Genomic DNA, 9,780 nt, shown 5'->3' with positions numbered 1-9,780 from the left:
AATGAATTACGTGTTCACTCAGAGACTTGGTATTCATTTATCGTCTTGCGACGTTAAGAATCCGTATCTTCGAGTGCCCACACAGATTGTCTGATAAATTGTTAAAGAGCAGTGCCGCTTCGCTTTTTGTCAGCGGCGCGGGATGTGCATATTACGCTTTCCCGCTTGAGAGTCAAGCATTTATTTTCGCTTTCCTCTCTCGAGATTCTCAAGAGAACCTCGCTGACCCGGCGGCTTGTTTGCCGTTGTTCCGTGTCAGTGGAGGCGCATTATAGGGAGTTCTGAGACGTTGACAAGCCCTGTTTTAAAAAAACTTTTCAACCGTCTCTTTTTTGCTCAAATCAGGCTAAAACAGGCAGTTTTTCGAGCGTTTCAAAGCCGTAACGCTGTAAAACGGGTAAAAGTTGCTCAGTTACTGTCGTCAACGCCATGCAGTAAGCCAGATTTGCATCGCTGGATTTCGCATCCGGCGCTTCATGTTCCAGCAGCCAGGCAGTACGACGCGCGATTGCCGCACCGGAATCCACTAATCGGGTACCTTCGGGAAGCACCTGCAGCAACTCATCCTGTAATAGAGGGAAGTGAGTGCAGCCGAGCACGACGGTATCCGGCGGTTCCTGCATACGCAGCCATGGACGCAGAATACGGCGCAGCTCTTCCAGAGGAACCGGCTCACCGTGCAGCTTCGCTTCCGCCAGTTCCACCAGCTCGGCAGAACCCAGCATCTCGATGCGGCATTCATTGGCAAAGCGAGCAATCAGCTCATGGGTATAAGGACGTTTGACCGTACCCCGCGTTGCCAGTAAGCCCACAATACGGTTAGCCGAGAGACGCGCTGCCGGTTTGATAGCCGGTACAACGCCCACAACCGGGAAGGCAAACTTGTCACGCAGCGCGGGCAAAGAGACCGTACTGGCCGTGTTACAGGCAATCACCGCCAGGGAAAGCGGGTAACGCGCCTGTACCGCAGTGACAATTTCAACAACGCGCTCCACGATAAACTCTTCGCTCTTCTCCCCATAGGGGAATGCGACGTTATCGAAGGCATAGATGTAATGGAGATCCGGCAAGAGATGCCGGATCTCATCATAGACCGACAGCCCACCGACACCGGAGTCAAACACCAGTACGGTAGGACGTGGTTCAGAAGGTGTAGCTGCCAGACAAGGTGTATTCCCGTCCTGCAGTTGGGTAGCCATATGCTGTCTCGTAATCTTTATCGAACAGGTTGGCTATTTTACCACGAACGGTCAGGTGTGAGGTGACAGGATATGACAATCCGATATCCCACAGGCTAACGCCGCCCATTTTAACCCGACTAGAGGTACTTGTTGTCTCGTCATAGTTGTTGTCATAGCGCTGACCTAAATATTGGTAAGCAATATTCCAGCCGAGATCGTAAACCTGCCCGGTTACCTCATACTTCACCTGCTGTTTCGCTCGGCGAGCAAGAACCTGATTGGTTTCATCGTCACGCGGATCAACATACTGCAGCGTCAGGTGGTGTTCTACCGGGCCAGTCGTGATATTTCCCGTCCACTCCAGACCTTTAATGGTGGCCGATTTCACGTTGACGTATTGGTTGAGACCGCTCGTACTTTTATAATCAATCAGGTTTTGAATTTCATAGTGATACGCAGAAAGCCTCCAATCCAGCAATCCCGTAATCCCATCAATCCCCGCTTCCCACTGTTTAGACTCTTCCGGTTTCAGATTCGGGTTTGCTGCAATACCTGAATAATATTGCGATGCATAACGCGTCGCACCGAATTGCTGCCCCAGAGACGGCGCCAGGAAGCTGGTGCCATATGAAAGCGTTGCGCGGTAACCATCAACAAACTCCCAACCTGCAGCTGTCTGCCACGTGCCATGCCAGCCAAACTGTTCATCGTGGTCTTCACGGCCCGATGCTTCCAGCGTGACGGTATCGATCTGCTGCTGTCCCGTCAGGTAAAGCCCCGTAGTATCACGTTTATAAACATCAGAGTTCGTCGTGCTGCTGGAAGTCAGCTTTTCCTGTTTCCAATCAACGCCACCGCTAATCGCGCCGTGTCCCACCTCAACGTTGTTACCCCACTGGATGTAACGCTGCTCCATGTTATCCAGCGTGGCATCACCCGCATAGCGACCGAGATTACTACTGTAGTTATAGTCTTTCAGGTGCTGATAGTTGGCGATAAGCTGAGTGGAGTAGATGCCTGAATTATAACGCAGCCCCGTGTCCCAGGATTGGTTGTAGTTCTGGCCTTCATCATTACCTTCAGGAGAACCATATTTCGTATCCTGATCGTAATCATTGTTTGCTGTATATCCATAACCACGGAAGAACCCCGAGAAGCTATCGTCAAACTTGTGCTGCACGCCCCCCCAGAACAGTTTGTTGCGATAACCATCGCGGTCGCTATCGCCACTATAAGGAGAGTCCGGTTTAACGTTAAAACCTTTGGTCGTCTGGTAAGCGCCTGCCGCCGTCACCATCGTGTCACCAAAACGTTTATTCACCGCGCCGTCATAAGTCTGGTAGCCATTCGACCCCATTCCGGCATTGATCTGCGCACGTTCATCGTCACTCATAGTGATGATGTTGACCACGCCGCCAATCGCCCCTGAACCGTAAACAGCCGAACGCGGCCCGCGGATGTATTCGACACGCTGAACCAGAGATACTGGAATCTGGCCAATATCAATAGCGTTACCAATACCTGCCCTTGCCATCGGAATACCGTCGATCAGCACCAGCACATGACGCGCTTCAGTGCCGCGCACAAATAGAGAAGAGCTGCTCCCCATCCCACCGGTCTGCGAAATATCCACTCCCGGCAAGCGACGCATCACATCATTGAGATCTTTAGACTGCCAGCGTTGGATATCCTCACGCGTTACCACATCGGTAGGAGCCAACACCGTGTTGACCGGTTGCTGAAAGCGGTTAGCGGTCACCACCATCGAGTCGGAATTGCTGTCCTGCGCCCAGCCGGAAAATGCCGTGACGGATAATGCCGTCATCAGCGAAGCTTTTTTGATCATTTTTAAAAGCATCCAAATAGAAAAGGGATGCCGCAGGTTTTATCCGTTGCTCGCGACGATAAAACCCCATGCGACGTTATCCGGCAGGTCTTCGGGCTTGGAGGCTATATAAAGAGGCGATGACTTCCCACGGCACGCCGCAGTGTCTGCATTGAATGCACTCATCTCTTACCTTCCTTACCGCTGCGCGTCAGCCCCAGATTTACACTGGGTTCCCTTTTAACTCACAGGACCGGTACGAAGATGCTACATTTAGTTACATATAGATGTCCAGACTGCTATTTATGATTTTCACCGTCATCGGCGCTGGACATCCCCTGAACAAGCCCTACAATCCCCGCGTACTTTTATTATTCAGGATGCCTCATGACCCCCGAACATCTCCCAACCGAACAGTACGACGCTCAGCTCGCCGAGAAAGTCACTCGCCTGCAAACGATGATGACGCCGTTTAGCGCACCTGCGCCGGAGGTGTTTCGCTCGCCGGTCAGCCACTACCGGATGCGCGCAGAATTCCGCATCTGGCACGACGGTGATGACCTGTACCACATCATGTTCGACCAGCAGACCAAGAACCGCATCCGCGTAGACGCCTTCCCTGCGGCAAGCCAGCTTATCAATACCCTGATGACTGCCGTGCTCGACGGCGTTCGCGATAACCACGCGCTGCGCCACAAGCTGTTCCAGATTGATTACCTCACGACGCTGAGCAATCAAGCTGTTGTCTCGCTGCTGTACCATAAAAAGCTCGATGACGAATGGCGTGAGCAGGCCGAAGCGCTGCGAGACGCACTGCGGGCGCAAGGGCTGAACGTGCACCTGATTGGTCGTGCGACCAAAACCAAAATTGAGCTGGACCAGGACTACATTGATGAACGCCTGCCGGTTGCAGGCAAAGAGATGATCTACCGTCAGGTGGAAAACAGCTTTACCCAGCCGAACGCCGCCATGAACATTCAGATGCTGGAGTGGGCGCTGGACGCTACGCAGAATTCACACGGCGACCTGCTGGAGCTGTACTGCGGTAACGGTAACTTCTCGCTGGCGCTGGCGCGCAACTTTGACCGCGTTCTGGCGACTGAAATTGCCAAACCGTCCGTGGCTGCCGCACAGTACAACATCGCCGCTAACCAGATAGACAACGTGCAGATCATCCGCATGGCGGCAGAAGAGTTTACTCAGGCGATGAACGGCGTGCGGGAATTTAACCGTCTGCAGGGCATTGACCTGAAAAGCTACCAATGCGAGACGATTTTCGTCGATCCGCCGCGCAGCGGGCTGGACAGCGAAACCGAGAAGATGGTGCAGGCGTATCCGAACATTCTGTACATCTCCTGTAACCCAGAGACGCTGTGCCAGAACCTGGAAACGTTAAGCCAGACGCACAATGTGACACGCCTGGCGCTGTTCGATCAGTTCCCGTATACCCATCATATGGAATGCGGTGTGCTGTTAACGAAGAAGTAAGACTGAAAGTAGGCCGGTTCATCCGGCCTACAACTTATTGCTGTTCCTGCTTGCGGCTCCGCAACTTCACGCCAATCCAGAAGACCATCGCTACCGAGAGTACCGCCGGGAAGAAGTTAGAACCGATATCCGGGTACTCCGCGCGCACCACGGTACTGTACAACAGCACGCCAAGAATAAAGCAGGCGGCCGCCAGGCCCGGTAACCCGACCGGCATCGTACGATTCTGGTAACGTTGATGCAGGCAGTACACCGTCAGCACCAGCGCAATAATAGGGAATATAGAGAAAGGCACGATGGAGCTGAACAGTGCCGCAAACGTCCCGTTAATCGATAAGCCAGCCAACAGCGCCAGCAGCAGCGTACCTTTATCTTGACCTGACTGTTTCATTGCTCGTCTACCACCTTATTCGGACTGATGTGTCATCTTCTCTTGTTCACGGCGATACCAGTAGTATGCGCCCTTGGAGATCATCCGTAACTGCAGCACCAGCCGCTCTTCCAGCTGACGGCGCTGCTCAGGGCTTACATCCAGAGCCTCTGCACCCGCGCTAAATACAATAGTCACCATCGCCTCAGCCTGCGCTTCCGTGAACGCACGAGGCATATGGTTTTCGATTTCCAGATAGTCGGCAAGTTCCGCGATAAAATGCTGAATTTCGCGGGCGACCGCGGCACGAAATGCCGCAGAGGTGCCTGAACGCTCGCGCAGCAGCAGGCGGAAGGCGTTCGGGTTATTGCCGATAAATTCCATAAAGGTTGAGACGGAGGTGCGGATAACGCTGCCGCCTTTGGCGATACGCTGGCGCGCCTGGCGCATCAACTGACGCAGCATCAGGCCGCTCTCATCGACCATGGTCAACCCAAGCTCATCCACATCGCGGAAATGACGATAAAAGGAGGTTGGCGCAATCCCTGCCTCGCGCGCCACTTCGCGCAGGCTCAGGCTGGCAAAGCTACGTTCGGCACTTAATTGACTAAATGCCGCTTCCACCAGCGAACGCCGGGTTTTTTCTTTTTGTTGCGCTCTAACACCCATCACGATGACTGAATCCTTCCACAAGCCGTGCTGGCACTATACCAGAGATTAAAACGAATCGACTTACGCAGCTTTGTTAATGATTGTTTACATGCTATTTATGCTATTTCGTATGAAAAAAGCCCAACGATAATTGGGTTATTACTTCGATGATGTTATGATTCTGTTGCTTTTATGTATAAGAACAGGTAAGCCTTACCATGCCACATTCCTACGATTATGATGCAATAGTAATTGGTTCCGGCCCCGGCGGCGAAGGTGCTGCTATGGGTCTGGTGAAGCAAGGAGCCCGTGTCGCCGTTATTGAGCGTTATCATAACGTCGGCGGCGGCTGTACCCACTGGGGTACCATCCCGTCTAAAGCCCTTCGCCACGCCGTTAGCCGTATTATCGAATTCAACCAGAACCCTCTCTACAGCGACCACAGCCGACTTCTCCGCTCCTCATTTGCCGACATCCTGAATCATGCCGATAGCGTAATCAATCAGCAAACTCACATGCGTCAGGGCTTTTATGAGCGTAATCACTGTGAAATGTTGCAGGGTGACGCCCGCTTCGTCGATGAGCACACCATCGCGCTGGAGTGTCCGGACGGTTCTGTCGAAACGTTCACCGCCGATAAGTTCGTGATTGCCTGCGGCTCACGCCCGTATCGCCCAGCCGACGTCGACTTTACCCACCCGCGCATTTACGACAGCGACTCGATTCTCAGCCTGCACCACGAACCGCGCCACGTGATTATCTACGGCGCAGGGGTTATCGGCTGCGAATATGCGTCTATCTTCCGTGGAATGGAGGTTAAGGTTGATCTGATCAACACCCGCGACCGTCTGCTGGCCTTCCTTGACCAGGAAATGTCAGATTCGCTCTCTTACCACTTCTGGAATAGCGGCGTCGTCATTCGCCACAACGAAGAGTACGAGAAAATTGAAGGCGTGGACGACGGCGTGATCATGCACCTGAAGTCCGGCAAGAAGCTCAAAGCGGACTGCCTGCTGTTCGCCAACGGTCGTACCGGCAACACCGATTCGCTGTCGCTGGAAAACATCGGGCTACAGGCCGATGGCCGCGGACAGCTGAAAGTGAACAGCATGTACCAGACCGCGCTGCCGCACGTCTATGCCGTCGGTGATGTTATCGGTTATCCGAGCCTGGCTTCGGCGGCCTATGATCAAGGCCGCATTGCCGCGCAGGCGTTAATGAAAGGTGAAGCCAGCGCACATCTGATTGAAGACATCCCGACCGGTATCTATACCATTCCGGAAATCAGCTCCGTCGGCAAAACCGAACAGCAACTGACCGCGATGAAAGTGCCGTATGAGGTAGGTCGTGCACAGTTTAAACACCTGGCCCGAGCGCAAATCGTCGGTATGAGCGTGGGAAGCCTGAAGATCCTGTTCCATCGGGAGACCAAGGAGATCCTCGGTATTCACTGCTTTGGCGAGCGCGCGGCCGAAATTATTCATATCGGCCAGGCGATTATGGAGCAGAAAGGTGGTGGTAACACCATTGAGTACTTCGTTAACACCACCTTTAACTACCCAACCATGGCGGAAGCCTATCGGGTAGCGGCGCTAAACGGCTTAAACCGCCTGTTTTAACGCACTGTCAAAATGGCCGTCCATCGTTTCGCGGACGGCCTCTGCCAGCTGCTCATAGCGGCCACGTAGAGGCGATCCCGGGCGATAGACCAGGCCAACGGTGCGGCGTGGTTCTGGCTTAATGCACGGCAGGTACACCACGCCATCGCGTTTGCGTTCCTGCGGCACGGCGAGTGCAGGCAGCAGCGTAATCCCGCTTCCCGCCGCCACCATATTGCGCAGCGTTTCCAGGCTGGTTGCGCGGAAATGCGTATCTTCATCCGCACCCGCCTCAAAGCAGAAGCCCATCGCCTGGTCGCGCAGGCAGTGCCCGTCTTCCAGCATCAGCAACTTCTCACCGGCCAGATCCGACATCGGCACGCGATCGCGCTCCGCCCACGGGTGATCGGCATAGATCGCCAGCATCATCGGCTCGTCGAACAGCGGCACCTCAATAAAGGCTTCACTCTCTTTCACCAGCGCCAGAATCGCACAGTCCAGCTTACCGCTGTCGAGCTGCGCCAGCAGTTGATGGGTTTGCGCTTCATGCAGGTACATTTCGAGCTTCGGGAAGGTCTGGTGCAGCATGGGAATAATATGAGGCAGCAGATACGGGCCAACGGTTGGGATCAGGCCGATATGCAACGGGCCGGACATTGTCTCCCCCTGCTGGCTTGCCATCTCCTTCAGCACTTTGACCTCGCGTAACACGGTACGCGCCTGATCCACCAGCAGCAGCCCCGCCTGGGTGAACAGCACTTTGCGGCTGGTACGCTCCAGCAGCATGACGCCCAGTTCATCTTCCAGCTTACGAATCTGCCCGCTCAGGGTTGGTTGGCTGACATGGCAGGAATCTGCCGCCCGGCGGAAGTGCCGGTGTTCAGCTAACGCCACCAGGTATTCAAGATCACGAATATTCATTATTCATCCTCCATCGCCACGATAGTTCATGGCGATAGATAGAATAGCAATGAATGATTATCCCTATCAAGCGTTCTGTTCAATAATACACCACAGAAACAGGTGACCCTTGTTTAACCCTTGAAGTCGTCACACTGATTCGGAGTTTCTCTCAAACTCGACAAATAAAGCCAACATGAACGTTTGCGGGCCCCGTGCCCGCTTTTTTTTGGCCGTAAAAAACCCGGCGTCGCTGCGCTTGGCCGGGCTACATGCTCCCCTCGCCCTGTGGGAGAGGGGTTGGGGGTGAGGGCATCAGCCCGCAGAGAATTAACCCAAGCGCGCCTTCGCGTCGCTAATCGCCTGTGCTACCTGCTTCGGCGACACGCCGCCTTTTGCTGCACGCTTATCAAGGCAGGATTGCAGCGACAGAATTGGGTAAACATCGTCGCCAATCACCGCGCTGAATTTCTGCAGGTCAGCCAGCGCCAGATCCTCCAGTGGTTTACCCTGAGCTATGGCCTCAACCACCGCTTCGCCCACGATATGGTGCGCTTCACGGAACGGAACGCCTTTCGCCACCAGATAATCCGCCAGTTCGGTGGCGTTCGCATAACCCTGCTGCGCCGCTTCCTGGCAACGTGGACGTTTCACCTGAATACCATCCAGCACCAGCGCCGCCATATGCAAGCAGTCCATCCAGGTATCGAGCGCGTCGAATACGCCCTCTTTGTCTTCCTGCATATCTTTGTTATAGGCCAGCGGCAGGCCTTTTAAGGTCATCATCATGCCGGTCAGCGCACCCTGTACGCGGCCACACTTACCGCGGATAAGCTCGAGCGCATCCGGGTTTTTCTTCTGCGGCATCAGGGAGGAACCTGAGGTCACGCGGTCAGACAGCTCAACAAAGCCCGCTTCACCGGTATTAAAGAAGATCAGATCTTCAGCAAAGCGCGACAGGTGCACCATGCCGATGGACGCATCAGACAGCAGTTCCAGCACGTGGTCACGGTCAGAAACGCTGTCCAGGCTGTTACGGGTGGCGGACGCAAAGCCCAGCCAGCCCGCCAGCTGTTCACGATCGATTTCATAAGCGGTACCCGCCAGCGCGCCGCAGCCCAGCGGGCTCACGTCCAGACGCTTGAGGGTATCCTGCAGGCGGCTTTCGTCACGCGCCAGCATCTCAACGTAGGCCAGGCACCAGTGCGCAAAGGTCACCGGCTGCGCACGTTGCAGGTGCGTATAGCCCGGCATCACCGCATCCTGGTTGGCCTGCGCGGTGTCGACCAGCACGCTTTGCAGCTGGCGGATGGCCGTCAGCAGCTCAGCAACGGTATCTTTGCACCACAGTTTGAGGTCGGTCGCGACCTGGTCGTTACGGCTACGGCCGGTGTGCAGCTTTTTACCCAGCTGGCCCACTTTGTCGATAAGCTTACCTTCTACCCAGCTATGGATATCTTCGGCATCGCTTTGCAGAATCTGCTGCGGGTTTGCCCGCACTTCTTCCAGCAGCACGCCCAGCGCGGCTTCCAGTTGAGATTGCTCTTCCGCCGTCAGAACGCCGACCGTCACCAACGCTTTGGACCAGGCAACAGAGCCAACGATATCCTGCTCCGCCAGGCGATAGTCAAAGCGTAAAGAGTCGTTGAACTGTTTGAACCGCTGATCCGCTGCCTGAGTAAAACGCCCACCCCAAAGTGCCATAACATGCTTCCTTAAATTCGTTTATTTTTGCCGGGTAGTCTCCGGCCTGAAAATAACCCTCAC

Annotated in this window: 8 protein-coding genes and 1 riboswitch; of the genes, 2 read left to right on the top strand and 6 right to left on the bottom strand. The window is 54.6% G+C overall.

Annotated features, from left to right (window positions below; all coding sequences use genetic code 11):
- Window positions 1-341: 341 nt before the first annotated feature.
- Both murI and btuB read right to left on the bottom strand, forming a co-directional pair.
- On the bottom strand, window positions 342-1,199 hold the full coding sequence (murI, locus tag FHC49_RS05475; protein ID WP_220439107.1) for a glutamate racemase: 858 nt from the start codon (window positions 1,197-1,199) through the stop codon (window positions 342-344).
- Complete coding sequence (gene btuB, locus FHC49_RS05470; RefSeq protein ID WP_220439106.1) at window positions 1,144-3,027, bottom strand: TonB-dependent vitamin B12 receptor BtuB; 1,884 nt, start codon at window positions 3,025-3,027, stop codon at window positions 1,144-1,146. Before btuB ends, murI begins: the two co-directional genes overlap by 56 nt.
- Before the next feature lie 64 nt (window positions 3,028-3,091).
- A riboswitch (cobalamin riboswitch) is annotated at window positions 3,092-3,279 on the bottom strand.
- Window positions 3,280-3,393: 114 nt separating this feature from the next.
- On the opposite strand from btuB, the gene trmA reads away from it, so the two are divergent.
- A complete protein-coding gene (trmA, locus tag FHC49_RS05465; RefSeq protein ID WP_220439105.1) occupies window positions 3,394-4,494 on the top strand; it encodes a tRNA (uridine(54)-C5)-methyltransferase TrmA in 1,101 nt (366 codons plus the stop codon).
- A gap of 34 nt (window positions 4,495-4,528) precedes the next feature.
- On the opposite strand, the gene FHC49_RS05460 is transcribed toward trmA, so the two are convergent.
- Window positions 4,529-4,885, bottom strand: coding sequence for a YijD family membrane protein (locus FHC49_RS05460; protein ID WP_185668784.1), 357 nt, complete (start codon window positions 4,883-4,885; stop codon window positions 4,529-4,531).
- A 15-nt stretch (window positions 4,886-4,900) separates the two neighbouring features.
- A complete protein-coding gene (gene fabR, locus FHC49_RS05455) occupies window positions 4,901-5,536 on the bottom strand; it encodes an HTH-type transcriptional repressor FabR (RefSeq protein WP_185668785.1) in 636 nt (211 codons plus the stop codon).
- A 197-nt stretch (window positions 5,537-5,733) separates the two neighbouring features.
- On the opposite strand from fabR, the gene sthA reads away from it, so the two are divergent.
- A complete protein-coding gene (sthA, locus tag FHC49_RS05450) occupies window positions 5,734-7,134 on the top strand; it encodes a Si-specific NAD(P)(+) transhydrogenase (protein ID WP_185668786.1) in 1,401 nt (466 codons plus the stop codon).
- Here the strand turns inward: sthA and oxyR are convergent.
- The gene (oxyR, locus tag FHC49_RS05445) at window positions 7,117-8,034 is read right to left on the bottom strand and encodes a DNA-binding transcriptional regulator OxyR (RefSeq protein ID WP_185668787.1); all 918 of its coding nucleotides are present in this window, start codon (window positions 8,032-8,034) and stop codon (window positions 7,117-7,119) included. The genes sthA and oxyR overlap by 18 nt on opposite strands.
- 309 nt (window positions 8,035-8,343) lie before the next feature.
- Entirely contained in the window at window positions 8,344-9,717 is a 1,374-nt protein-coding gene (argH, locus tag FHC49_RS05440) for an argininosuccinate lyase (RefSeq protein WP_220439103.1), read from the bottom strand.
- Window positions 9,718-9,780 lie beyond the last annotated feature (63 nt).

Origin of the sequence: Kluyvera sp. EC_51 (genome assembly GCF_019584505.1) — a bacterium.
Lineage (GTDB): Bacteria > Pseudomonadota > Gammaproteobacteria > Enterobacterales > Enterobacteriaceae > Kluyvera > Kluyvera sichuanensis.
This window is presented reverse-complemented; position numbering and strand designations above follow the sequence as displayed.